This is a genomic window from Streptomyces sp. NPDC001068, assembly GCF_042897315.1.
GTDB lineage: Bacteria > Actinomycetota > Actinomycetes > Streptomycetales > Streptomycetaceae > Streptomyces.
This window is the reverse complement of record NZ_JBIAYD010000002.1, coordinates 87,253-111,250: the sequence shown is the minus strand read 5'-3', so window position 1 is coordinate 111,250 and position 23,998 is coordinate 87,253. Positions and strand designations below refer to the sequence as shown.

General features: G+C 71.7%; 17 protein-coding genes and 1 pseudogene. 8 read left to right on the top strand and 10 right to left on the bottom strand.

The genetic code is table 11. The features are described from left to right. Window positions 1-31: 31 nt before the first annotated feature. Both ACFY3I_RS05835 and ACFY3I_RS05830 read right to left on the bottom strand, forming a co-directional pair. The gene (locus ACFY3I_RS05835) at window positions 32-3,745 is read right to left on the bottom strand and encodes a S8 family serine peptidase (RefSeq protein WP_390859516.1); all 3,714 of its coding nucleotides are present in this window, start codon (window positions 3,743-3,745) and stop codon (window positions 32-34) included. Window positions 3,746-3,878: 133 nt separating this feature from the next. Further along, a complete protein-coding gene (locus ACFY3I_RS05830; protein WP_390859515.1) occupies window positions 3,879-4,289 on the bottom strand; it encodes a hypothetical protein in 411 nt (136 codons plus the stop codon). 41 nt (window positions 4,290-4,330) lie between these two features. Between ACFY3I_RS05830 and ACFY3I_RS05825 the strand changes: the two genes are divergently transcribed. After that, window positions 4,331-4,774, top strand: a complete 444-nt coding sequence (locus tag ACFY3I_RS05825) for an ankyrin repeat domain-containing protein (protein ID WP_390859514.1) — start codon at window positions 4,331-4,333, stop codon at window positions 4,772-4,774. A gap of 151 nt (window positions 4,775-4,925) precedes the next feature. Further along, a complete protein-coding gene (locus ACFY3I_RS05820; protein WP_390859513.1) occupies window positions 4,926-5,690 on the top strand; it encodes an MBL fold metallo-hydrolase in 765 nt (254 codons plus the stop codon). A 187-nt stretch (window positions 5,691-5,877) separates the two neighbouring features. On the opposite strand, the gene ACFY3I_RS05815 is transcribed toward ACFY3I_RS05820, so the two are convergent. Both ACFY3I_RS05815 and ACFY3I_RS05810 read right to left on the bottom strand, forming a co-directional pair. Then, window positions 5,878-7,083: a cytochrome P450 gene (locus ACFY3I_RS05815; protein WP_390860089.1), complete on the bottom strand. Its 1,206-nt coding sequence runs from the start codon at window positions 7,081-7,083 to the stop codon at window positions 5,878-5,880. A gap of 99 nt (window positions 7,084-7,182) precedes the next feature. After that, window positions 7,183-8,547: pseudogene (locus tag ACFY3I_RS05810) on the bottom strand (NAD(P)/FAD-dependent oxidoreductase); the annotation flags it as partial. Window positions 8,548-8,945: 398 nt separating this feature from the next. Here ACFY3I_RS05810 and ACFY3I_RS05805 point away from each other — a divergent pair. Beyond that, on the top strand, window positions 8,946-9,482 hold the full coding sequence (locus ACFY3I_RS05805) for a GNAT family N-acetyltransferase (RefSeq protein ID WP_390859512.1): 537 nt from the start codon (window positions 8,946-8,948) through the stop codon (window positions 9,480-9,482). 90 nt (window positions 9,483-9,572) lie between these two features. Here ACFY3I_RS05805 and ACFY3I_RS05800 read toward each other — a convergent pair whose 3' ends face one another. Then, window positions 9,573-10,874, bottom strand: a complete 1,302-nt coding sequence (locus ACFY3I_RS05800) for a cytochrome P450 (protein ID WP_390859511.1) — start codon at window positions 10,872-10,874, stop codon at window positions 9,573-9,575. A 366-nt stretch (window positions 10,875-11,240) separates the two neighbouring features. Continuing rightward, the gene (locus ACFY3I_RS05795) at window positions 11,241-12,485 is read right to left on the bottom strand and encodes a copper resistance D family protein (protein ID WP_390859510.1); all 1,245 of its coding nucleotides are present in this window, start codon (window positions 12,483-12,485) and stop codon (window positions 11,241-11,243) included. A 433-nt stretch (window positions 12,486-12,918) separates the two neighbouring features. Between ACFY3I_RS05795 and ACFY3I_RS05790 the strand changes: the two genes are divergently transcribed. The 3 genes from ACFY3I_RS05790 to ACFY3I_RS05780 all read left to right on the top strand — a co-directional run bounded on the left by ACFY3I_RS05790 (window position 12,919) and on the right by ACFY3I_RS05780 (window position 16,551). Continuing rightward, window positions 12,919-13,194, top strand: a complete 276-nt coding sequence (locus ACFY3I_RS05790; protein WP_390859509.1) for a hypothetical protein — start codon at window positions 12,919-12,921, stop codon at window positions 13,192-13,194. 191 nt (window positions 13,195-13,385) lie between these two features. Then, window positions 13,386-13,592 (top strand): hypothetical protein, encoded by a 207-nt coding sequence (locus ACFY3I_RS05785; protein WP_390859508.1) that lies wholly within the window; start codon window positions 13,386-13,388, stop codon window positions 13,590-13,592. An 898-nt stretch (window positions 13,593-14,490) separates the two neighbouring features. Continuing rightward, window positions 14,491-16,551, top strand: a complete 2,061-nt coding sequence (locus ACFY3I_RS05780) for a phosphocholine-specific phospholipase C (RefSeq protein ID WP_390859507.1) — start codon at window positions 14,491-14,493, stop codon at window positions 16,549-16,551. A gap of 103 nt (window positions 16,552-16,654) precedes the next feature. On the opposite strand, the gene ACFY3I_RS05775 is transcribed toward ACFY3I_RS05780, so the two are convergent. Both ACFY3I_RS05775 and ACFY3I_RS05770 read right to left on the bottom strand, forming a co-directional pair. Next, complete coding sequence (locus ACFY3I_RS05775) at window positions 16,655-17,323, bottom strand: Type 1 glutamine amidotransferase-like domain-containing protein (protein WP_390859506.1); 669 nt, start codon at window positions 17,321-17,323, stop codon at window positions 16,655-16,657. A 146-nt stretch (window positions 17,324-17,469) separates the two neighbouring features. Further along, window positions 17,470-17,952: a PH domain-containing protein gene (locus ACFY3I_RS05770; RefSeq protein ID WP_390859505.1), complete on the bottom strand. Its 483-nt coding sequence runs from the start codon at window positions 17,950-17,952 to the stop codon at window positions 17,470-17,472. A 144-nt stretch (window positions 17,953-18,096) separates the two neighbouring features. On the opposite strand from ACFY3I_RS05770, the gene ACFY3I_RS05765 reads away from it, so the two are divergent. Both ACFY3I_RS05765 and ACFY3I_RS05760 read left to right on the top strand, forming a co-directional pair. Next, complete coding sequence (locus tag ACFY3I_RS05765; RefSeq protein WP_365289199.1) at window positions 18,097-18,507, top strand: cupin domain-containing protein; 411 nt, start codon at window positions 18,097-18,099, stop codon at window positions 18,505-18,507. A gap of 292 nt (window positions 18,508-18,799) precedes the next feature. After that, on the top strand, window positions 18,800-22,126 hold the full coding sequence (locus ACFY3I_RS05760) for a S8 family serine peptidase (protein ID WP_390859504.1): 3,327 nt from the start codon (window positions 18,800-18,802) through the stop codon (window positions 22,124-22,126). Window positions 22,127-22,267: 141 nt separating this feature from the next. Here ACFY3I_RS05760 and ACFY3I_RS05755 read toward each other — a convergent pair whose 3' ends face one another. Together ACFY3I_RS05755 and ACFY3I_RS05750 are read right to left on the bottom strand one after the other, a co-directional pair. Beyond that, window positions 22,268-23,266 carry a helix-turn-helix domain-containing protein gene (locus tag ACFY3I_RS05755; RefSeq protein WP_390859503.1) on the bottom strand — a complete coding sequence of 333 codons (999 nt, stop codon included), beginning with the start codon at window positions 23,264-23,266 and terminating at the stop codon, window positions 22,268-22,270. A 232-nt stretch (window positions 23,267-23,498) separates the two neighbouring features. Then, the gene (locus tag ACFY3I_RS05750) at window positions 23,499-23,978 is read right to left on the bottom strand and encodes a helix-turn-helix domain-containing protein (RefSeq protein ID WP_365289196.1); all 480 of its coding nucleotides are present in this window, start codon (window positions 23,976-23,978) and stop codon (window positions 23,499-23,501) included. Window positions 23,979-23,998 lie beyond the last annotated feature (20 nt).

Sequence of the window (23,998 nt, the reverse complement as noted above, 5' to 3'; positions counted from 1 at the left end):
GCCGTCCCGGGCGACTTCCCGGGGTGTCACCTCATCGCAGACCGAAGGCCCTGGTGATCGTCTGCGAGACGGTGTTGCCGGCGCTGTCCCTGGCGCCCACCCGCAGGGTGGCGAAGCCGGCCCCCCGCGGAGCGCGCAGGTTCGTCCGCCATCCGTCACCGCACCGGCTCAGCTCGGACCGCTGCCAGGTCGCACCGTCGTCGTACGACACCTCGACGGACGGCTTGCCGATGGCGGCGGTGGTGCCCGGCAGGTGCGAGGCGGTCACCGTCAGCCCGGCGTGCCGGTCGGCCCGGCCGGACCTGTCGGTGTCCACGCCGTAGTCGAGCTGGATCAGCGGCAGTGACGCCGCCGACTCGCTGCCGGTCGCCGCGGAGGTGAAGTCCCACTCGGTCAGGGTGTGCGTCGAGTAGGGGGCGGCCCAGGCGCCACGGTCGTTGTCGAGGACCAGCCGGTAGGGCAGCCGCTCCGCGGCGAGCCCGGGAACCTGCAGGTACTCGGCGTTGCCCCAGTCGAGCTGCTGATCGCCCTGGTAGAGCGACATCCAGTCCCTGACGTCGAAGTTCGCGCCGGCCTCGCCGACGTGGCCGGCGCCGGAGTCCCCCCAGCCGGGCGCGGTGATGTACATCGTGTCCAGATAGCGCACGGGCTGATAGTTCACCGGGCCCATGCGGGGCCGCTGGATCGGGCCGAACCAGCTCACCTTGCCGGTCTCGCGCGCCGAGTACCGCACCGGTTCGATCGAGTGCTGTCCGGTCTCTCCCTGGATGAAGGCGTCGTCCAGCCAGGTGGTGCCGGAGGTGACCCAGTCGGTGCGCTCGCCCTGGGCGGGCGCCGTGAGCTGGTTGCCGACGGCCCAGCCCCGCCAGACGTCCGGGCGGAACTCCATCGCCTTGCCCTGCCGGTAGTTCCGGAAGGAGACGTTCACCCGGCCGAGGTCGCCCGGCTCCTCACGCCAGGACGGATCCGCCGGGACGGCTCCGGTCCAGTGGTGCACCACGTCGTAGACGTAGTCCGTCGTGGGATGCGAGGTGACGCTCAGCGACACCGCGCCGTGCCGGAGCGAGCCGATCAGCTCCGCGCCCTGGTCGGCGGTGAGCGTCGCCACCGTCACCGGTGCCGGGCTCTCCGGGCTCCAGGGGTTCTCGTCCCAGGGCTGCAGACGGCCGACGCCGTCGTTGACGACCAGCAGCAGCCGGGCACCCGCCGCCGCGGCGGCCGCCGCCTGCGCCTTGACGCCCTCCGTGCCGGCACCACGCACCACGACCGCCCTGCCCCGCACGTTCTGCCGCGCGAGCTCCTCGGCCGTGCCGTCGCCGGCGAAGACCGCCGTCAGGTTCCGGGTCCCGGCGGGAAGCGGCGTGGCCGCGCGCTTGACCAGCGGGTCGTCGAAGGTGGTGGATTTGGTGCTCACGGTCAGCGCGGGCTGCTCCAGACGGAAGCGGGCGCCGGCCTCGAACTCGCCGTCGGTGACCTTCCTGCCGGTCGGGAGTGCCCAGACGCTGTCGTACGACGGGTCCGGCAGCATCGACGTCTCCACCAGGCTGTCGCCGTAGGACCGGTGGGCGTCCAGGCGGGGCGCTACGGCGGTGGTCTGCCGTGGCACGTGCGCCAGGATCCGGCGAGCCTTGCGGCCGTCCAGCGTGACGGTGCGGTCCTGGTCGAGCTTCACGTCGTTGAAGGCGAGCAGCGCCATGCCGCGCGAGTGCGGACCCCCGGCGCCCTGCACGTCACCGGTGAGCCAGCCGCTGTAGCTGCCGACGGGCAGCCGGGCCGTGCCGGTGCCGGACGCGTCGAGGTCCATCACCGTGAAGAGGTGCTCGGCGCTCAGGACGACCCGGCCCGTCAGCGGCTTGCCCGAACGGTCCTTGGCGACCACGGTCAGATTCTGCCGTTGGCCCTCCCGGGCCGCGCCGATCAGAGTCCGGGCGCGGACCGCTCCGCTGCCGTCCGTACCGGTGATCATGGCGCTGACCGACTGGTCGCCGCCCAGCTTGTCCAGATCCGCCGTGAGGGTCACCGTGGCGGTGCCGTGGGCGGGCACGGTGACGTGGTCGGCGGACAGGCTGAACAGCCCTGCCGGGACGGTGCCGTCGACCGCCAGGCCCAGGGTGGCCGGCGAGTCGCCGACGTTGGTGTACGTCACCGTCCGGGTGTCGGTCTGTCCCGGCTTCGGCGGCCACGTGTAGAAGCCGGAGTAGGCGCTCGTGGTGGCGAAGAGCGTGGTGTGTACGGCGGCGAGTGCGTCGAGCCGTCCGGCGCCCGCCTGGTACGGGGTGTACGCCGGAGTCGCCTTGGCGCTGCTGACCAGCGCCTCCTTGAGCTGAGCGCCGGTCCAGTCGGGGTGCTCGGAGGCGAGGAGCGCGGCGGCACCGGCGACATGCGGCGTCGCCATCGACGTACCGCTCATCGTGGTGTAGTAGCCGGAGCCGCGCTTGTAGTGCGAGCGCGCCGCGACGATGTCCACGCCCGGCGCGGTGATCTCCGGCTTCAGCCCGCCGTCGCCGTCCCGCGGGCCCTGGCTGGAGAAGTCGGCGAGCGTGTCGGTGGAGTCGACGGCGCCGACGGTCAGCGCGGAGTCGGCGGCACCGGGGCTGCTGATGGAGTGCGGGCCGCCGTTGCCCGCCGCGATCACGAACAGCGCGCCCGTCTCCTGGCTGAGTTCGTCGACGGCCTGGCTCATCGGGTCGCTCTTGTCGCCGGCCCCGCCCAGACTCATGCTGATGATCCGGGCCTTCTGGTCGCGGGCGGCCCACTCCATGCCCGCGATGATCCACGACTCCTGGCCGCTGCCCTCGGAGTTGAGCACCTTGCCGACGGCCAGCCGGGCGCCGGAGGCGACCCCCCGCTCCTTGCCGTCGGAGGCGCTGCCCGTCCCGACGATGGTCGACGCGACATGCGTGCCATGGCCGTTGTAGTCGGCGATGTCGTCCTCGTCGGGAACGAAGCTGGCGCTGTCGGACACCTGCCCGACCAGGTCCGGGTGCTCGGTGTCCGCGCCGCTGTCGAGCATCGCGACCTTCACGCCCTGGCCGGTGTCGCCCTCCGCCCATACCTTCTGCGCGCCGATCTGCGCCGTGGAGTCGGCGAGGTCGGCCTTCACCCGGCCGTCGAGCCACACATGAGCGACGCCGCCCGCCAGGGACGGCTCCGCGGACCGGGCCGCCGCGCCGGAACCGCCGGTGAGCGCGGCCCAGAACGCCGGTGCCTGCCCGTGGTTCTGGGCGAGAGCCGCGCCCTGGATGCTGTCCAGGCGGCGCACGTCGTCCGAGCCGGCCAGCTTCGTCCGGGTGCGGGCCTTCGCGGCAGCCGCGGTGTAGCGCACGATCAGCGGCAGTCGGGAGCTGTGGGCGTCGTCGTAGCCCTCGGCTATCAGCCGCGTCACGTTGAAGAGCTGCTTGTCGAGCTTCCCGGCGCTCACGTACGGCAGGGCCGAGTCGGGGTAGACGTAGGTGGCGCCGTCCAGGACGGCGCGGTGGAAGCCGGTGGTGGCTCCGTTCGCGGCCTGGAACGAACGCACGACGGTGCCGTCGGCGGCGGTGCCGATGGTGACCTTGTCACCCGTGATCAGGGTGACGGTGTGCGTGCCGGGGCTGCCGGGGGCGTGGTGTCCGGCGTCGTCGTGCGACACCTCGGCGGCGGAGTACGCGGACTCGGCGGCGGTCGCCGGTAGGGCGCCGAGAGCCAGCGCGGCTGCCACGGCGAGGGCGATCGGCCCGGGCCGGGGGATGGGAACCTTGGGCAAGGAAGACTCCTGAGACGCGGCGGAGAGCGGAAGATCACTGGATCCTCCGGCCGCCCCTGCCGTCGTTCAAGGGGTCGCACGCGGCGGTCTTGTGCCATGGCGCAGTTGCGCCGCGGGGAGAGACCGTCGGCGGTCACATCTTCTGTACCTCGGCCGATACCGTGAATCCTTCTCGGCGACAGGCGTCGAGGACCGTCGCCGTGGCGTGGGTCCAGAAGAAGTAGCGGTGGCCCTGGACGGTGCGGAATCCGACACCTTGTGTAGCAAGGCGGCCGCGGCAGGGGAAAATCTCGACGATGTCCTCCGGTGTGCCGTCCAGCGGACGCGCTCCGGACAGCTGCCACATGGGAGCGAACAGGCGCATCCTCAGGCGCAGTCGCCCCGGGTCGACGGTGAGTACGCCGAACGGCCAGGTCGCGTTGAGCCGTCCCTCACCGAAGAGCGTTGTCGGGAAATTCGCCCCACCTGTCATCTGCATCCGCCCAGCATCCCCAAGGCGGGCCAGTGGCTCTCCATCGGGGTGGCATCTCGGTTCCTTCACCATGAAGATCACTACCTGCGGCGGGCGTACTAGTCTCATCGGCCATGAAGCAGCGGCAGCAGAAGAAGCTCTCCCACCGCCTTTTCGAGGCGGTCCTGTCGGCTGACGCCACGAGCGTGAAGGACCTGCTGCGCCGGGGGGCGGATCCGGCGAGGAGGAACACCGACGGCACCACTCCGCTGTACCTGGCATCCGTACAGGGCGAGGCCGAGGTGGCCCGACTGCTCATGGAGGCCGGGGCCTCTCCCGACGCCGAGAGCAGCGGCCCCGGCTCGGAGGGCACGCCGTTGTGCGCCGCTGCCTGCTGGGGGCACGTCGCGACGGTCCGGGAACTGTTGGCGCACGGCGCCGATCCCGGCCTTCGCGAAGACCACGGCGTAGGCTGGTCACCGCTGGACTGGGCGGAGAACGGTCCCCACCCCGACACGGCCGAAACCCTGAGGGCCGCCGGGGCACGGGCGACGGCGAAGGCCCACCAGGTTCCGTAACAGGCGGGATCACTCACTCGCCTTCGCCACAGGCCACCGGCCATGGGCCTGTGTCCGTCCTGCCGGTGTGTGTTTCGGATCCGGTGCGCGGAGCGATGATTTCGACCGCGGATCACAGTCCGAGCTCTGCAACCGGCGGATGGGAGTGGAGATGGGCAAGCTGCAGCAGGTGGCCGACGGCGTCTGGGTCCGGCAGAGCGAGTGGGTCTGGTCCAATTCCGTCGTGGTGCGCGGGGAGGACGGTCTGATCATGATCGATCCCGGCATCAACGGCTCCGAGTTGGACCGACTCGCCGATGACGTCGATGCACTCGGTGTTCCGGTCATCGCCGGGTTCGCCACTCACCCCCACTGGGACCACCTCCTCTGGCATTCCCGGTTCGGCGATGTGCCGCGCTACGCCACCCCGGCCGCCGCCCGCGTGGCCGGCCAGGCGCGGGAGCGGGCGCAGGCCATGGCGGCGGAGAGCGCGGCAGGCGTCCCGCTCGACCTGGTCGCACTGGTCACCCCGCTGCCCGCGGACGGCGGACCGGTGCCGGGCGAGATCATCGAGCACCAGGCGCACGCCATGGGCCACGCCGCGGTCCTCCTGGCGGACCGAGGCGTCCTGCTGGCCGGCGACATGCTCTCCGACGTCCTGATCCCGCTCTTCGACATTCGCCAGGACGGCCAGGTGGGAGCCTACGAGGCCGCGCTCGACCGGCTGGGTGAGGCCGCCGCTCGTGCCGATGTCGTGATCCCCGGCCACGGCGCCGTCGGCACGGGCCCCGAGGTGGCGGCTCGCATCGCCGCCGACCGTGCCTACGTCGACGCGGTCCGGCGAGGATCGGAACCGGTCGACGCGCGCCTGGGCCCGCACGCGGACTGGCTGTTCGCGCCCCACCGGTCGAACCTGCAGCAGCCCAAGAACTCCTGACGAGGTCTCTTGCGGTGCGATGCGGGCCGGGATCTTCTGCCACGAGGGGGTCGCGCCCGCCCGGTCCGGTCGCCGCCTCGTGCCGGGCGTCCGCTCGGTCCCGGTCGCTGCCTCGTGCCGGTTGCCTCGGGGAGTGCGGCCCGAGCGCTCGCACGGATCGGTCCTGCGGTTGGCCTCCGGTGTCCCGTCAGCCGTAACCCTGCTTGATTCTCAGGTGGATCGGCCCCCGGAGAACGGGGCTGGGCCGGTACGGCGGTGGGTCGGTTATCAGCCGGGGGTGGTCGAGTCGCCGTGCCAGTTCGGTCAGCGCGATCTGGGTCTCCCGGCGGGCCAGCGGGGCACCGAAGCACAGGTGGATGCCGCTGCCGAACCCGAGATGCTGGTTGTCGCGCCGATCCGGGTCGAAGCGGTCGGGATCGTGGAAGCGTCGCGGATCGCGGCTGCCCGAGGCCAGCATGAGCATGATCTGCGAGCCCCGGGGGATGACGGTGTCGGCGACCGTGATGTCGCTGTACGCGGCCCGCCAGGGAATGATCTGCACCGGCGGTTCGTAGCGCAGCAGTTCCTCGACCAGCGGCACGACGAGGCGCGGTTCGTCGCGCAGCCGTCGCAGCACGTGCGGGTGGCGCAGCAGCGTCAGCATGCCGTTGGCGATGAGGTTGACGGTCGTCTCGTGGCCGGCGACGAGGAGCAGTTTGGCGGTGGCGACGATGTCGTCGTCGGCCATCCGGCCGTCGGGCCCGTCGTCGTTGGCCAGCCGTGAGAGCAGGCCGTCTCCCGGCCGACGATGGCTCCGTTCCACCAGGTCGGCGAGGCACCGGCGTAGATCCCTGCGCGCCCGTACGCCCTTGTCCCGTTTCTCCTTCGGATCGGTCTCGGGGTCGTAGTCGACCGAGTCCATGAGGTCCCTCACCCACAGGTGGAACATCGGCTCGTCCTCGGAAGGCACCCCGAGCAGGCGGCAGGTCACGGTGACGGGGAGCGGGACGGCGAAGTCGTCGACGACGTCGATCCGCTCCCTGCCCGCCAGTTCGTCGATCAGGCCACCGATGGTGGTGGTCAGGAAGCCTTCGAAGCCGTTCACCAGACCCGGGGTGTGCGGAGGGCCGAAGTGACGGGTCGCCAGGCGCCGGAGGCGGTCGTGCCCGGGGGAGTCCATGTGGATGAACGACGACGCGGCTCCTCCCTCGGCCGGAGGCATCGGGCTCGACAGGTTGCGGACGTCGGAACTCAGATGCGGGTCGTTGAGGACGTCCTTGATCTCGCGATAGGTGCTGATGACGTAGCTGCCGTCCTCCTGCAGGGCCACCGGAGTCCTGCGCAACTCGGCGTACAGCGGGTAGGGGTCGGCCCGGGCCGAGCAGTCGAAGATCCGTCGCAGCGTTCCGGGCATGGTCCCCCGGCGGCCCTTCTGCCCGTGCCCGTCCCCGTTTGCGTCCTCGTGGCCTGACCGATGGGGATGTGCTCGCCGGTCCTGGTGCGGAGGTGTGCGGCGGTGTTCACCCGGGTCATGGCCGGTGACGACCGGCGTGGCACCCGGCGCGAGCGCGGCGGGGCCGGGGAAGCGGACGGGGAGCGGATTCGTGTCCGGCGGCCGGTCCGGTGTGGGACCGGGAGGCGGGAAAGGTGCGGCCGTCTCGACCAGCCGGCGGTAGTGGTGCAGCCACTTGCCGTTGTTGAAGCTCACCGCGGCGGTGACGTGTCCCCGGTAGCCGTATGCGGCGACGAAGCGGTGGTCCTCCAGCGATCCTTGGGCGACGACCACTTCGTCGGCGACGGCGGGCACGCCGACGGATTTGATGTTGACGCCGAACTGGCTCGACCAGAACATCGGGACGGACAGGTGGGTCCGGCGGTCCGTGCCGGAGCTGACCATGTTGTGTGCCGCGACCTCTGCCTGCGCGACGGCGTTGGCCCAGTGCTCCAGTGAGACGAGTGGGCGTGCGTAGGTCGGACTCGGGCAACGGGCCACGTCACCCGCGGCGAAGACGCCGTCGGCGACACGGCCGTCGACGCCCAGGGCACGGCACCCCGCGTCACAGGTGACTCCCCACCCGTCCGCCGCCAGTCCGGAGTTCCGCAGCCACTCGGTGTTGGGGATGCTCCCGAAGGCCACGACCACGACGCCGGCGTCGACCGTACTGCCGTCGGCGAAGTGAGCGCGGCGAAACCGGCCCCGCGCGTCGCCCTCCAGCCGGGTCACGTCGACGCCGCACCGCAGGTCGACACCATGGGTGCGCTGCAGGCCGGCCGCCACTTCGCCGATCACGGTGCCGAGCGCCCCGGCCAGCGGGGCCGGCGCGAGTTCGGCGACGGTGACCGCGATGTCCAGCTCGCGGCAGACGGAGGCGATCTCGGAGCCGGTGAATCCGGCGCCGATGACCAGTACGCGGGACGGCCCGGCGGCGAGGGCCCGCCGCAGTCGCTCGGCGTGCTCGCGCGTGCGTACGACGAACACGCCGTCCAGGGCCGCCTCCGACGCCACGGGCCAGGGCCGGGCCCTGACCCCGGTGCAGATCAGCGCCCTGTCGAAGGGAACCTCCCGTCCGTCGGCGAGGCGGACGTGCTTCGTCACCAGGTCCAGGCCACTGGCGGGCACGCCCCGCAGCCACCGCGCGTCGACGGCACGCCGCCGGGGCAGAGCGGTGCCGTCGGCCGGCACCCACCCGGTCAGCACCTGTTTGGACAGCGGCGGCCGGTCGTAGGGCTCGCCCGACTCGTCACCGATCATGGTCAGCGACCCGGTGAATCCCTCGTCGCGCAGCGTCTCCGCGGCCCGCAGCCCCGCCAGCGAAGCCCCGACCACCACGATGCGGCCCTCGCGCCGGAACGTGTGGAGGTCGTCGGCCCCGGTCATGACGGTGGGGCCGCCGCCGACGGGTGCCGTGCCTCGGGCCGGTCGGCCGGGTTCGCCCGCACGGGGCCGGCGGCCGCGGATCGCGGCACCCGGTCGTGCCGGGCCGCGGCGGGGGTCGGGTCGTGGCCGAGTGCTGCCTCGCGGTGCATCGGGAACGCCATCGGAGCGAGGGACGCGCGCTGTGGGTGTCCCGCGCACCGGGAAAGATCGGCGAATGTTTTCACCCCGGCCTCCCTGCGGAGTGGAGTTCCGGACCTTCAGGCCGGCGTCACGGCGGGCGCGCGGTGACGGGCAATGACGTCGAACAATCAGCGTAACAGCGGCAGGGCTCCCGTCCCGGGACTCCGTCGCGGTGTGCCTTCGGGTCGTGTGCGCACGGCAGCGTGATCAAATGAGACATGGCATCGTCCTGGACCGGTCATCGGGTACGTCTGCGCGCTGTGGAGCCCGACGACTGGACGGCGTTCATGCGCTTCGCGGAGGACGACGGGTGGCCAGGCAGCGGGCTGGATCTGCCACGGTCCGCCGAGAGCCACCGTGTCGGGGCGAGGGAACAGGCCGTCGCCGAATGCGATGACGACCGCTTCCTGCTGGTGGTGGAGGCGACGGCCACCGGAGAATCGGTCGGCACCGTCGGTTCGCATCGCACCGGCCGTCGTTCGGGCTGGTTCGAGTGCGAGGTCAGGATCGGCGCGGAACATCGACGTCGGGGATATGCGACAGAAGCGGTGGAGTTGCTGCTGCGCTACATGTTCGGCGAGCGGCGCTATCACAAGTGCCTCGCCGCGGTCCTCGCCCACAACGAGGCGTCGCTGGCCCTCTTCCGGCGGCTCGGCTTCACCGAGGAGGGGCGCTTGCGGAAACACGTCTTCTTCGCCGGCCGGCATCACGACCTCGTCCTGATGGGCCTGCTCGCCGAGGAGTTCCGCGGGTGACACACGGTGAGCGCACCGTGAACCGGTCTGAACCGCGTGTTCAGTGGCCGACGCCCAGGGCCGTTCAGTGGCCGACGCCCAGGGCCGCCGTCAGTCGCGCACGGTGGCGCGCAGCCGCAGGCCGACCGTCGCGAGGCCCTCGAGGGTGCTGACCTGGTAGCCGGGCTCCGGTCCGGGGGGCTCGCTCAAGTGGCAGCGGCGGGCGGTCTGCGCGGTCAGGAGCGTCAGCATCGTCATGGCCAGGGCGGCTCCCTCGCAGCCGTGCGGCCCCGTGCCGAAGGCGAGGAAGACCCCCGGTCCCGCCGGCGAGTCCGGATCACCGAGCCAGCGCTCCGGCCGAAACCGGTCCGGCTCGTCGTACTCCCGTGCGTCCCGGTGGGCGGTGTACGGGCAGACGAGAACGGTGGACCCGGCGTCGATGGTGTAGTCGGCGAGCTGGGTCTGTCGGGCGGCACGCCGTGTCAGCAGCCAGCTCGGCGGGTAGAGCCGGAGGACCTCGCTCACCACTGCCTGGGTGTACGGCAGACCACCGAGGTGGGCGCTGGTCGTCGCGGCCGGGTCCGCGGGCAGCGAGGCGGCTTCGGCCGCGACCCGGTCGGCGGCCCGGGGGTGCCGGGCCAGGTGCAGCAGGATCCATCCGGCGGCCCGGGACGGGGTCTCGAAAGTGGCGACGGTGATGCCGGGGAGCGTGTCGAGGACGGCCTCTTCCGGCAGCAGGCCGTAGTGCGGGGAGGGCCGGAGCATCTGGCCCAGCATGTCGTCACCGAGTCGGCCCGACGAGCGGCGTCGCCGCACGACGGGCCGCAGGGCGTCGGTGAAGGCGATCTGCTGCCGGGTACGGAACCGGCGGGCCGGCGTGGGGACCCAGCGTGGCCACATCCACCGCGAGGGGCGCACCAGGGCCTCCCTGGCCAGGAAGAGCTGCGAGGCGTACGGCAGCAGGGCGGGAGCGTCTTCGGAGAAGAGGTAGCTCACGCCGATGTCCGCCAGGGCGTGCCGTACCAGGGGCAGAATCTCCACGTCCTGGAGGGTGGGCAGATGGCCGGCGAAACGGGCGGTCCGGGGTGCGATCTCACCGACCCGGTCCGCGACCGCCTGTGCCCGAAGTCCACGCATGCGCGCCGCGTGAGCGTACGAACGCTGCTCGGGTGTCGGTGCCCCCTCCGGGCGCTTCAGCGGCGGGAAGAGCGGCGCGGACGCCTTGGGGAAGTCCTGCGCGCGCCGCAGGACGGCCTCGCACGGCCCGGCAGCGGCGGCCACGTAGACCCCCGGCTCCAGTTGCCATACGTCTCCGCACTCCTCGGCGCCGCGGCGGGCGCACGCCAGCCGGTCGCGGCTCCAGGCCGCGAAGCTGCCTCCGGCCAGCCGAGGCGGCTCGTTCCTTCCGCCCATGAGAACGTCCCTGGCTCCAGCGCCTGTCCAGGCCGATGTCGTCCGGATGAACGCTCGAAGCCGACGGGCGCCCTCGGTGCCCGCCGGCAGTGAGATCAGTCCCTAGTCGTCACCGGCGTACGCGTCCCATTCGTGGGCCCCGTACGCGCCGTAGTGGCGCGTGAAGGACAGCTTGCCGAGCAGCCTGGCGATCATGGTGAACTCCTCTCGCCTGTGGGCAGCACCAAAAGCCACACACGACATATTGCCACATACGTCATATATGCGATACGGGACATGTTCCGGCCGCCGGGAGTGGGAGTGGTGGTGCGAGAGCCCCCGGGGCGGTCCGGCCGATACCGGATCGTTCGTGCCGCTCCGGGGAGTTCAGGCTTCGACGAGATCGCCGGGCGTGGGCTCGTGTCCGGCGACGGCGGCCGTGCGTCGCCGGGCCAGCACTCCCGAGTACCAGTAACCGCCGATCATCAGGGCGATGAGGACGAGGGTCTCGGTGCTTCCCAGCACCCAGGTGGAGAGGCCGGCGGCCTTGTCGGCGATCCTCGGCAGGTCCTCCTGCGGGATCACGGTCGCGGAGTGCTTCGCCGTCTCGGCCTGGAACGCCTGGTTGCGCGCCGAGCCGTGCAGGAACGGCGCGACGAAGAGGAGCGCCATGCCGAGGAGCGTCTCGACGGTGACCACCGCGGGGAACTGGCGCAGCAGGATGGTGCCCAGCGGGCGTTCGTCACCGCCGGCCCGCAGCGCGTCGATCCGGGGGTGCAGCCAGAACTGGTTGAAGACGCCGAGCAGCAGCAGGGTTCCGAAGATCAGGATCTTCACGCCCAGGACGCGGCCGTACATCGTGGTGAACAGCTGTGACGGCCCGTCGACGTGCTCCCAGTACAGGAACAGCCCGGACAGGGTGATGGCGGTGACGCTGCCCATGGCGGCGGCGGAGAAGCGGCGGATGGCGGGTGACCAGAAGGCGGCGCGTGCGGTGGGCGGCACGGCGCCGGGGACGGCCAGCAGCGCCAGTCCGGCCAGTCCGCCCAACCAGACGGCCCCGCCGAAGAGATGGAGCATCCACATGGCTGTCTCGAAGACGGTGCGACCCCAGTCGTCGGGTGCCGAGTCCGGGAACTTGGTGGTGCCCAGGGCGATCAGTCCCGTGCCGAGACCTGCCGCGAGCAGACTCGTGCGCATGCGGCCGACCGTCGCCGCACGGAAGGTGAGAGGGGCGGTGACTGCCGCGCCGACGAGCAGCATCGTCACCTCCAGGCCGGACAGCCGGCCCGCGCCGGTGCCGTCGTAGAGCAGGTTCCACGCGTCCCGGTAGTGAAATCCGCCGGCGTCTTCGGAGTGGGCGAGATCGGTGAGCACCGCGGCGGCCGCGAGCAGGGCCAGGGCGAAGGCCGCGCGGGCGAGTCGGGTCGTCACCGCGCCGAGGGTGTCGGCGCCGATCCGGCGTGCCGCCGGTCCCGCGGCCGTCAGGGCCAGAGTCGTCACCCCGACCAGTCCCATCAGGGTCACCCACGTCGCCCACGCCACGGCACTGTCCTCGAACGGGCCGAGCGGGGTCGACGGTGCCGGTGCCGCGAACAGCGGCGAACCGGACGACGGATCGGGCAGGGGCATGACTGGCCACCTCTTGAGAGCGGGGAGGGTTACAAGAGCGACTTAGGTTAGGCATGCCTTATTTGAAGCGTCAACTGGTTGAGTGTGGCTCCGACATCGCAAGGGGTGTCCGCTCACGGTCGCGGCCCCGCCCGCGCCGGAGCGACGGCAGCGGACCGGACGACCACCGGTCGCCCGGACGCCCTGGACGGGACGGGCGGGGGAGGGGATGGGACGCTGGAGGGAGGGGCCCGCGAAGGGAGTTCCGAGTGCCTCTCGTACGGTCCGGGGCGCTCGCCCTCAGCCTGGCGACTGTCTCCCGGCGCGTGCCGGCGCGGCTCGGCTCGACGGACGCGGCGCGGAACGGTGCGCGGCGCCGGGCGGCGGTGGCGCCGTACGGACCCGGCCCGTCGGAAACAGGCCCCTGCGCCAACCAGGAAGGCAGGTACGTCCCATGCGCACGTCGACCCGTATCGCCGGTGCTCTCACCGGCCTGACCCTCACCCTCGGTGGTGCGGTCCTCGCCGCCCCCGCGGCCCGGGCGGACATCCCCGCCTGCACCAAGATGGCCGAACTGGCCGGTGCCGGCGCTTCCGACGCCGTCACGGCGGCCTGCGGCCGTGGCGTGGTCGGAGACCTGCAGACTTGCGTGACGGGGCTGACCGGGGCCGGAGTGGCGGGCGGCGCCGCGACCGGTGCCTGTCGGGCGGCCGCCCACGAACCGCGCTGACCGACAGACCGGGGGAGTCGCCCTCCGGCACCTCATGCCTGTCCGCCCCGCTGCGGTGTGCGGTGCCCGGCCCCGCGGCCTTGCCGAGCGGGCCCCATGCGGAGCGCCCATGCTGAGAAGGAAGGCGCCGTCGATTCGAGGCATGTCCTTCCCGAAGGCCGGACGAGGGCGCCTGGGAGGAGGAGCACACCATGCGCGTACGAAGAATCCTGGGCCTCGCCCTGGCCGCGGCAACCCTCGTCGGCGCGAGCCTCGTCGGCGCCGCCGGCGCCGGGGCCGCCTCATACCCGAACATCTCCAGGGACGACTGCACGGCCGCCGGCGGACATGTCGTCGCCCGCGCCTACGCCGGCGAAGCCTGCGCGCTGCCGGACGGAACCACGCCGGCGATCACCTGACCGGTCGGCGCACGGCCGGGCAACCGGTCCGGCCGGCGCACCCGGCGCGATGCGCACGGAGTCAAGTAACGACCCCCGCACCACCGTCGGGCGGATCCCCGCCCAGCTCCGCCGCGCCCCGCCCGAGTTGTGCCACCCCGTCGCACCCTGACGTGCTTGCGAGGATCGAGCCTTCCCTCTCGCGCGGGCGGTGATCGCGCCGGTCCGCGTGGAGCGCGCTCCGCCCTGTCCGCGGCACACACGACCCGCGCTCCGCCCCGTCCGCGGCACACACGACCCGCGCTCCGCCCCGTCCGCGGCCCGCACGACCCCGCGTGAATCGGCGACCGGCACGCGGACTTTGACCTTCTCCGCTCTCCGGAGTCGACGAGACGGCGCCGCAACAGCACGACCCGAGGAGCCGACCGGCACGGCAACCGCCGATCGGCTCCTCTGTCGTGCGCCTCGACGTCCCCCGGACGACTTCTTCGTCCGGCCCCTCCAGGGCACCGGCCGCAACGCCGAATAGGGGACCAACACGGCCTACGGGGATCGGACTTCTCCGGTGGAAAGTTCGACGCCGTCCAGCTCGTGCGGTCCGTCGACCACGGGAGTACCTGGGGGAGACACGGAGCTGATCAGCCCCGAGGGCGTTCCGGACCCGTACACCCGCGGTCTCCCGGCCGGCTGACACCGCCGGCCCGGACCGCCGCGGAGTCCTCGGCCGGAGCCCGGGGCGGACTGGCCGTGGTCGGTGATTCCCCTGCTGCTGGGGTCGGTTGCGCAGGCCTCCGGAGAGCGACCTTCCATTCTCCGGCTGTACGGCCGCGTGTCAGACGGCAATCTCCGTCCCGTACGCGGAGGGCGCTGTCCTTGGGGCGCCGCTCGACTCCCCTTCACCCGCAGAGGTCGTCACGCCATGGCAGAAGTCAATCGTCGCAGGTTCCTGCAGATCGCCGGCGGCACCGCCGCTTCCGCGATCCTGAACGAGAGCATCGCGCGAGCCGCCGCGATCCAGGCACAGGTCTCCACCGGCACGATCCAGGACATCGAGCACATCGTCGTCCTCATGCAGGAGAACCGGTCCTTCGACCAGTACTTCGGGACGATGAAGGGGGTGCGCGGCTTCGGCGATCCGCGGCCGGTCCTCCAGGACAACGGCAAGTCGGTCTTCTACCAGTCCAACGGGACGAAGGACATCCTGCCCTTCAACCCGCAGGCCAACAACCTGGGCATGCAGTTCGTGGAGGGCCTCAACCACGACTGGGCCGGTGGCCACCAGGCCTACAACAACGGCAAGTACGACAAGTGGGTGCCGGCCAAGACCACCACGACCATGTCGTACATGACCCGCAAGGACATCCCGTTCCACTACGCCCTCGCCGACGCCTTCACGGTGTGCGACGCCTACCACTGCTCGCTGATCGGGGCCACCGACCCGAACCGCTACTACCTGTGGTCCGGCCACACCGGCAACGACGGCGTCGGCGGCGGCCCGGTCCTCGGCAACCAGGAGGCCGGCTACGGCTGGAAGACGTACCCCGAGCGCCTGGAGGCGGCCGGCGTCTCGTGGAAGATCTACCAGGACATCGGAGACGGCCTGAACGCCGCCGGTTCCTGGGGCTGGATCAGCGACGCCTTCCGCGGCAACTACGGCGACAACTCGCTGCTCTACTTCAACAACTACCGCAACGCCCAGCCCGGCAGCGCCCTGTACGAGAAGGCCCGTACCGGCACCAACGCCAAGGCGGGCGACGGGTACTTCGACCGGCTGCGCGCCGACGTGGCGGCCGGCACGCTGCCCCAGGTCTCGTGGATCGCCGCCCCGGAGGCCTTCAGCGAGCACCCGAACTGGCCCGTGAACTTCGGTGCCTGGTACATCTCGCAGGTCCTGGACGCGCTGACCGCGAACCCGGCGGTATGGGCGAAGACGGCGCTCTTCATCACCTACGACGAGAACGACGGGTTCTTCGACCACGTGGTTCCGCCCTACCCGCCGGCCTCGGCCGCGTGGGGCCTGTCCACGGCCGACGTCTCGAAGGACCTGTACGCCGGTGGCGGCGGTTACGCGGCCGGGCCTTACGGCCTCGGCCCGCGCGTCCCGATGATCGTGGTCTCCCCGTGGAGCAAGGGCGGTTACGTCTGCTCCGAGACCTTCGACCACACCTCGGTGATCCGCTTCATGGAGAAGCGCTTCGGAGTGCAGGAGCCCAACATCTCCCCGTGGCGTCGCGCGGTCTGCGGCGACCTGACCTCGGCCTTCGACTTCAGCCGTACCGACGCCTCCCCGGCCGCCCTCCCCTCGACGGCCGGCTACGTCCCGCCGGACCACAACACCCACCCGTCCTACCACCCGGTGCCGCCGGCCACGGGCACCCTGCCGAAGCAGGAGACCGGCACCAAGCCGACCCGCGCCCTCGGCTACAACCCCTACGTGGACGGCAAGGCCACCGTCTCCACAGGCCAGTTCACCCTGTCCTTCGCCGGCGGACCAGTGCTCGGCGCCCACTTCCACACCACCTCGGGCAACCGCACGGACGGCCCCTGGCCCTACACCGTCGAGGCGGGCAAGACCCTCTCGGACACCTGGAGCACCAGCAGTTCCACCGGTAACCAGATCAATCTCACCGCGTGGGGCCCGAACGGCTTCCTGCGCACCTGGAAGGGGCCGACGAAGACCGCCGGCCCCGAGGTCACGGCCCGGCACGTCGCCTCCACCGGCAACCTGGCCCTCACCATGACCAACTCCGGCGCCGCCGCGGTCAACCTCACCGTGACCAACGCCTACGGGGGCACGGCCCAGACCTTCAAGGTCGGTCCCGGAGCCACCGTCACCTCCACGGTGGACCTGACCGCCACGAGCCGCTGGTACGACGTCAAGGTCGTCTCGGACGCGGACAGCACCTTCCTGCGCCGCTTCGCCGGACATGTCGAGACGGGCGCCCCGGGCGTCTCCGATCCGGCGATCAGGACCGCCTGACCCGGTCACCCGCTCTGCGCGGCCCCCGTCGTGCGCCGCCCGCCGGCCGCGCGCCGCCGACGGGGGTCGCGCCCGAACGGTTCCGTGGGCGCCGGATGCCGCGTCACGGGTGGAATCGCCACCGGCCTTCCGAGACGACGTCCGGACGGCCGTCCCGGACTCGGACGGCCGTCTCGTCGTCGATGAAGTAGATCGGGAAGTCGGCCCGGGCGGCGATGCTGTCGGCCCAGGCGTCGTCCCGTTCGGGGAAGTCCGGCGAGTACAGGTGGGGCTTGAGGTACCAGTCGAAGAGACCGAACGGCGGCTCCACGGTCGTCGCGCCGAGCGCGTGGAGGTCCGTGGTGTCTCCGATGACGTCGGCGGAGTGCCCGGTGAGGTGACGGCTGAAGATCATCGATCCGGCGCTGACCCCCACGTAGACCCGGTTCTCCAGCGCCTCCAGGAAGCCCTCGGCCAGGCCGTTGCCGGTGATGCTGCGCGCGAGGTGGTAGTGGTTGCCGCCCTCGACGTAGACGACGTCGGCGTGGAGCAGCCGGTCGACCACCGTCCGCCGGGGCAGGCCGTTCAGCTCCAGGATGTCGAACTCCCGCCAGCCGAGGCCGTGCAGCCGGTTCATGTCCCGGAGAACCCAGCCGTGGTCCCCGGGTTCGGCGACCGATGCCGTGGGAACGAACACGACCTTCGCCGATTCGAACGGCTTTCCCAGCATGTCCCGCAGCGCGTCGCGCAGGGTGTCGTTGCGCAGGCCGCTCGCCGTCAGCAGAAGGTTCATCGAGCGAGCCAATCACGGCAGGGAGGTGCGCGCAACGAGCCCGCGATCATGACCTGCCGCGTCACGAAGGGCCCGCCAGACGTCTTCGACCGGGAGAGCGGCAGGTGATCACCGGCAGGTGTGTGCCGCCCAAGCCGACACCGTCGTCAGATCTCAGGCGACCCGTCGGACCGGCCCCCGAACCGATCGTGCGCGGCTTGGAGTCGCAGCAACTCCTCCTCGAACGGGTGCTTCTGCTGCGTCGTTCCGTACGGCAGCGGCAGCGGGACCCTGGATCCGTCGCGCAGCACCGCGACCGCCCTCAGCCGTTCGCCCCTGCGCCCGCTGTCCGCCCACTTCACCTGCGCCCGCTCGATGCCGGCGACCTCGATCCAGGCCAGGCGCCGCCACCGCAGCACGGTCCGGAAGCGCAGCCCTCCCCGGTCGGCCACGAGCCCCCGCTGGAACCCGACGGTCGCGCAGCCGATGTACACGACGACCATGGCCGCGGCGGCAAGGCCCGCCACCACCCTGACCCGGCTGTGGGAGAGGGCGATCGCCGACCCCACCGCGAGCACCGTCAGCGCCGCCAGCACGAAGTGGGCGCGCTTGGTCCACCACCGCAGGATGAGCTCGTCTCCAGGAGTCACAGCCTGATTCTGACACCGGAACACCTGTGCCCCACCCCGGAACCGGCAGCCGCCGCGGCCCGTGGGACGGGTTCGCCGCGTCGCCTGTCACAGATGGGGAGGCTGTCTTGTCATTGCGGATGACAGTTCTGTTTGGAGGAACACATGAGTGCCGACCACACGCACCTGCCCCCCGGGGTCGAGATCATCGCGACCCGGCCGGACGCGGCGTCCGGGATCCCGGAGGGCGCCGAGGCCAGGACCGTCAGGGTCACCCTGAACCCCGGTGACCCGGGCGCACCGCCGCACCGGCACCCCGGGCCGATCTTCGGCTATGTGACGGAGGGTGAGGTCCTCTTCGAGCTGGAGGGGCAGCCGCCCCGGGTGCTCAAGGCCGGCGACGCCCTGTTCGAGCCGGGCGGTGACGTGATCCATTACCAGGGCGCCAACAACCTTCCGGACGCGCGCTCGCAGATGGTGGTGACCATGTTCGCGCCTCCTGGTACCCCGATTCTGACCATCGTCGGTGCGGAGGAACTGGCCGAGCGCCGGCACCTGCGGGTCTCCCGACCCTGACGACCGCCGGACGCGGCTCCCTCGACGTGCGGCGTGTCGTCGCTGGTCAACGGGGTGCGGGACGGTGCGGGCAGCCGAGCCGACGCAAGCGGACTGTCCGCTCGTCCCCGAGCCGCCGAAATGGGCACTTCGGCGTTCTTTCCGAAGTATGGGCGCTGGCGTAAAGGTGACTTGACGTCTGCTGGACAGGGCAGACTGCTGACCTCGCCGGTCGGCGGCACCACGCTGTCCTCCCATGAGAGACATGAACAGCAGGTGGCGTCGCGGGGGCAGCACGCCCCGGCCTCGGCACATGGCGGTGACCGGTGCCCTCGTGGCGCTCCTGGCCGGTCTGACCGCCACCCCCGGCGCCGCCCAGGAGCACGGCCCCCACAACGCGCGCACGGAGGCGGTCGCGCGGCCCGGAACCGCCCGGTCGCCGATCACCTCCCGGCACGAGGTCACTCTGATCACCGGCGACCACGTCACGCTGGAGACGGACATCTCGGGCAGGCAGAGTGTGACGGTCGCGCCGGCCAAGGGCCGCGAACGGACGGCGTTCATCAAGCGCCAGAGCGGCCGCGACTGGACCGTCATACCGGCCGACACCCTCCCGCTCCTCGCGACGGGGCGCCTGGACAAGTCGCTGTTCAACGTCTCCGCCCTGGTCCGCGGCAAGTACGCGCAGCGGTCGAGCCTGCCGCTGATCGTCGAGTACGCCGGTGACGCGGCCACCGCCCGACGGCAGTTGACCGCCGCCGGTGCCGACGCCGTCCGCCCCGTCGGCGGAACACCCTTCGCGACCCTCGGCGAGCACTACGCGGACGCCACCGGGTTCTGGAAGGACATCGCCCCCGGCCGGGCGGGCACCACCACCTTCGGCGCGGGCGTGCGCAGGGTCTGGCTGGACGGCCGCTCCAGGATCCAGCTCGACAGCACGGTGCCGCGGATCGGCGCCCCGCACGCCTGGGAGAAGGGCTACACCGGCACCGGCGTCAAGGTCGCCGTGCTCGACACCGGTTACGACGCCGGCCACCCGGATCTCAAGGGGCTCGTCACCGAGTCCGCGAACTTCACCACCGAGCCCGACACCGACGACCTCAACGGTCACGGCACCCACGTGACCTCCACGGTCGCCGGTTCCGGCGCGGCCTCCGACGGCAAGTTCAAGGGCGTGGCGCCCGGCGTGCAGATCCTGTCCGGCAAGGTGTGCACCGCCGACGGCAACTGCGACAACTCCGACATCGTCGAGGGACTGGCCTGGGCGGCGCAGCACGGCGCCAAGGTGATCAACCTGAGCCTGGGCGACACCGACACGCCGGAGACCGACGCCCTCGAGGCCATGGTCGACACCGTGAGCCGCGACTACGGCACGCTGGTCGTCGCCGCGGCGGGCAACAACGGGCCCGGGAAGGTCTCCTCGCCCGCCTCCGACGACCGGGCGCTGGCCGTCGGAGCGGCCGAGGAGGACGACGACCTCGCCTCCTTCAGCTCGGTCGGCCCGCGGGTGGGCGACTCCGGTCTCAAGCCGGACCTCATCGCCCCCGGCGTCAACGTCGTCGCCGCCCAGGCCGGCGGCACCACCGCGGACGACGGCTACGTCGCGATGAGCGGCACGTCGATGGCCGCACCCCAGGTGACCGGTGCCGCCGCCATCCTCTTCCAGCAGCACCCGGACTGGACGGCGGAGCAGGTCAAGCGCCAGCTGATGCAGTCCGCGACCGGCGGCAAGGAGCACGGCGCCTACCTCCAGGGCAGCGGACGTGTCGACATCGCGCGCGCGGTCGACCAGGACGTCAGCGCCGACACCACCTCGGTGGACTTCGGGCTGGTCCGCTGGACCGACGGCACCCGTCCCCCGGTGACCAGGACCATCACCTACCGCAACCCGGGCGCCGCACCGGTCACCCTGCGGGTGACGGACAACCCGAGCAGCGGGAAGAAGGACGTGCCGGCTCCCGCCGGAGTGTTCCGGCTCAGCGCCGACACGGTCACCGTGCCCGCGCACGGAACAGCGGACGTCACCCTCACCGCCACCCCGGAAGCCGCCCCGTACGCCGCGTACAGCGGTGTGGTGGCGGCAGACACCGCGGACGGCCGGGTGTCGGTGCGCGTCCCGTTCGGCATGGACGTCGAGCAGCCGTCGTACGACCTGCGCATCGGCATGAGGAGCCGCACCGGTGCGGCACCCGACAACGCCTACCTGCTGGTCAACTCCGCCGACGGCAAGGCGTACGAGGTCGAGGCGCTCGGGAAGAGCAGCACGGTGGTGCGGCTGCCGAAGGACACCTACTCGGTGAGCGGCTTCTACTTCGACGCGTCCTTCACCGAGGGCACCATCGTCGGGGTGCCGCAGGTCGTGATGGACGCCGACCGCCAGGTGACCATCGACGCCCGCCGGGCGAAGCCCGTCACGGTGTCGGCGCCGAGCCGCTCCGCGCGCATCATGTCGGCCGAGATCGGCACGATCAGCATGGCCGACCAACTGCTCTCGGTCACCATGAACAACGCGATCGGCACCGACCACATCGACGGCGTGTACGCGGTGCCCACGGCCCGGTCCAAGGACTCGAAGTTCACCTACCTCGTCACCAGCGTCTGGGGCGAGCCGACCGGCCCGGACGGCAACCCCGCCTCGGTCTACTACCTGACGCGGCCGGTGCACGGCGCCATCCCGGCGGATCCCGCCTACCACCCCAGCAGGTCCGAACTGGCGAAGGTCGACACCACCTTCGCCGCCACCACGCCCGGGACCACGGCCACGCGCATCGTGTGGACGTACGTCGACAACGTCCGCTTCAGCGGCCGGGCGATGGAGGGCATCCCCGTCCCGGCCCGGCGCGTCGACTACTTCTCGGCGGGCGACGGCCTGCGGTGGCAGACGGCCTTCGACCAGAACAGCTTCCTCGACCCGAACGCGCACGGGCAGAGCTACCTCAGCGACCTGCACGGCTACCGGGCCGGCTCCCATGTCGAGGAGCGCTGGAACGGCGGCGTCCAGGCCGTCGGTCTCTCCTCCCAGATGGCCGCCTTCCGTGAAGGCGACACGATGTACCGTCCCTTCCAGTCGGCCGCGAACGGCAACCTCGACCTGGTGGCCGACACCACCTCCGGCCTGCCCGAGGTGAAGCTGTGGCGCAACGGTGAACTGGTCTCCCAGGACTGGAGCATGAGCGACGTCCCGGCCGACGCCACCCCCGCCGACTACCGCCTGACGGTCGAGCACGACCGTGACCTGGCCCCCAGCTCGGTTTCCACGAGCGTACGTGCGGAATGGCGCTTCCGGTCCGGGACCACGGCGACCAGGCAGGCGCTCCCGCTGTACGCGGTCCGCATGGCACCGCGCCTGGACGAGTGGAACCGGGCCGAGGCCGGCCGTACGGTCGACATCCCGGTGCTGATCCAGCGGACGGCCGGCGCCCCGGCGTCAGCGATCCGTGTCTTCACCACCGAGGTCTCCTTCGACGAGGGCAGGACCTGGCGGTCGGCCCGCGTCAGCGGCTCCGGAACGCAGCGCACCGTGACGGTGGACCACCCGCGCCGCGCCGCGGGCGGCTCGGTCAGCCTGCGCGTCCACGTCGAGGACGCGGCGGGCAACTCCTTCAAGGAGACCGTCATCAGGGGCTACCTGCTCAAGTAGTCGCCCGCGCGAGCCGTCACGCCGTGGGCGGCCGCCGCCGCGAGCAGTGCGGCCCGGCCACGCCGGGCTGCCGGACAGGGCCCACCGGACACATCCGGTGGGCCCTGTCCACGTCCGTGGCGCGTCTAGGGGCCGACGTGCTCAGAGCCAGTCGCGGCGGGCCGCGTGCCAGCCCAGCTGCATCCGGGTGGCGACACCCGCCAGGCTCATCAGGCCCTGGATGCGCCGCTGGACGGTGCGCTTGCTGACCCGCAGCTGTCCGGCTATCGCCTCGTCCGTCATGCCGGCGACCATGAGGGAGAGCAGGTGCCGGTCCTCGCCGACCGGCGAGGCCGGGTCCGTGAGGCCGGCGCCGCCGATCTGACCCTCATCGGTCACCCGGAGCGGGGCACCGATCTCCCAGTGATGTTCGAACAGGGCGATGAGCGCGTCCAGCAGACTGCTCTCCCGCACCACCGCCGCCCGCAGTTCGCTCGGGATGCGGGAGGTGCCCGCGGCGGCCAGCGGCAGGATCGCCACCGAACGGTCGGCGATCGCCATCCGCAGCGGCAGCCGGGGAGTCGCCCGGGCGACCTCGCCCGCGCGCACGCCCTTGACGACGTAGTCCACCGAGTCGGGGTCGTCGAAGTACTCCTGCTCGTACAGGGCCCGGTAGAGCACACCCCGCTCGAGCGCGTCGAACTCCTCCTGATTGCTCTCCGGGGACATGGCCACGTACTGGGCCTTCACGAACCACATCATCTCCCGGCCGGCCCCGTACTGGAGCTGCCGAAGATGCTGGCGCAGTGCCGCCGCGCCGGTGATGATCTCGACGGCCTCGCCCGTGCTCCGGGCCCATGCGCCGCGGCGGTGTGTCTCCGCCAGTTCGTGGACGACGGCCCGGGTCTGTTCCAGGGCGTCGAAGTGGCGTTGCAGCCGGGGCATGAGGGCCACCTGCGGCGGCACGGCCGTGAACCACTCGGGACTGTCCTCGGCCGCCGACGCCAGGCCCTTCTGCTCCAGCGCGCGGAGCAGCAGCAGTGCGCTCGCGACGTCGAGGGCCGAGCGGCCGGAGATGTCCCGGGCGGACGCCGTACCGGTGGCGACCAGGAGGCGGTACACCTCGCTCTCGTCGGCCGTCAGGCCCACCGTCTCCAGCATGTCGCTACCTTTCTCACCGTCCGGGGCGCCTGCACCGTGGTTCCCGTGGCGGGAACGCGGTCGGCCCGGCGCATGATGCCACCAGCGCGGCGACCGGACACCGCGACGTTCGTCACCTCGGACACCAGCACACCACGGTCACCTCTGCCGCCTCCGATGCCGACTCCGTAGGGACGGACGTGGAGCCGGTCCGCCGGCCGCCGGGGTGGGCACGGGAAGTCGAAAGCCCGGCCTAATCGATCGTCGCCGGGCCCGACCGGTCCCAGCCGGGCACGAGGTCCTCCCGGTGGACGTCCTCACCGTGGACCCGCTCCCCGCAGGTCTCGCACACGGTCCGGGTGACCAGTTCATGATCATGGTGCCTGATCCGGCCGGGCGGTTCGGTGACGACCCACCGGTCGCCCCAGCCGATCAGCTCGCGGGTGATGGCACCCAGATCACGCCCGGCCTCGGTGAGGTAGTAGCCGCTGTAGCGGGCGTCGTCCGGCAGCGGGCGCCGCTCCAGGACTCCGCTCTCCACCAGGGCCTTCAGCCGCGCGGCGAGCCGGTCCGTGGGAGCGCCTGTGTTCCTGGCGATCTGCCGGAAACGATGGTTGCCCAGCATGATCTCGCGGATCGCCGGCAGCGCCCAGCGGTCGCCGATGACCTGGAGGGCCGCGGCGAGGGAGCACGGGCGCCCCGCCAGGTCCCGGGGATCGATACGTGTGCTCATTTCCCCATTGTGACGCGAGG

What these genes read in the sequence shown, in the direction of transcription:
- ACFY3I_RS05830 (WP_390859515.1), bottom strand. Translation starts at nt 4,289, where the DNA reads ATGGTGAAGGAACCGAGATGCCACCCCGATGGAGAGCCACTGGCCCGC.
- ACFY3I_RS05825 (WP_390859514.1), top strand. Translation starts at nt 4,331, where the DNA reads ATGAAGCAGCGGCAGCAGAAGAAGCTCTCCCACCGCCTTTTCGAGGCG.
- ACFY3I_RS05820 (WP_390859513.1), top strand. Translation starts at nt 4,926, where the DNA reads ATGGGCAAGCTGCAGCAGGTGGCCGACGGCGTCTGGGTCCGGCAGAGC.
- ACFY3I_RS05815 (WP_390860089.1), bottom strand. Translation starts at nt 7,083, where the DNA reads ATGCCCGGAACGCTGCGACGGATCTTCGACTGCTCGGCCCGGGCCGAC.
- ACFY3I_RS05805 (WP_390859512.1), top strand. Translation starts at nt 8,946, where the DNA reads ATGGCATCGTCCTGGACCGGTCATCGGGTACGTCTGCGCGCTGTGGAG.
- ACFY3I_RS05800 (WP_390859511.1), bottom strand. Translation starts at nt 10,874, where the DNA reads ATGGGCGGAAGGAACGAGCCGCCTCGGCTGGCCGGAGGCAGCTTCGCG.
- ACFY3I_RS05795 (WP_390859510.1), bottom strand. Translation starts at nt 12,485, where the DNA reads ATGCCCCTGCCCGATCCGTCGTCCGGTTCGCCGCTGTTCGCGGCACCG.
- ACFY3I_RS05790 (WP_390859509.1), top strand. Translation starts at nt 12,919, where the DNA reads ATGCGCACGTCGACCCGTATCGCCGGTGCTCTCACCGGCCTGACCCTC.
- ACFY3I_RS05785 (WP_390859508.1), top strand. Translation starts at nt 13,386, where the DNA reads ATGCGCGTACGAAGAATCCTGGGCCTCGCCCTGGCCGCGGCAACCCTC.
- ACFY3I_RS05780 (WP_390859507.1), top strand. Translation starts at nt 14,491, where the DNA reads ATGGCAGAAGTCAATCGTCGCAGGTTCCTGCAGATCGCCGGCGGCACC.
- ACFY3I_RS05775 (WP_390859506.1), bottom strand. Translation starts at nt 17,323, where the DNA reads ATGAACCTTCTGCTGACGGCGAGCGGCCTGCGCAACGACACCCTGCGC.
- ACFY3I_RS05765 (WP_365289199.1), top strand. Translation starts at nt 18,097, where the DNA reads ATGAGTGCCGACCACACGCACCTGCCCCCCGGGGTCGAGATCATCGCG.
- ACFY3I_RS05760 (WP_390859504.1), top strand. Translation starts at nt 18,800, where the DNA reads ATGGCGGTGACCGGTGCCCTCGTGGCGCTCCTGGCCGGTCTGACCGCC.
- ACFY3I_RS05755 (WP_390859503.1), bottom strand. Translation starts at nt 23,266, where the DNA reads ATGCTGGAGACGGTGGGCCTGACGGCCGACGAGAGCGAGGTGTACCGC.
- ACFY3I_RS05750 (WP_365289196.1), bottom strand. Translation starts at nt 23,978, where the DNA reads ATGAGCACACGTATCGATCCCCGGGACCTGGCGGGGCGCCCGTGCTCC.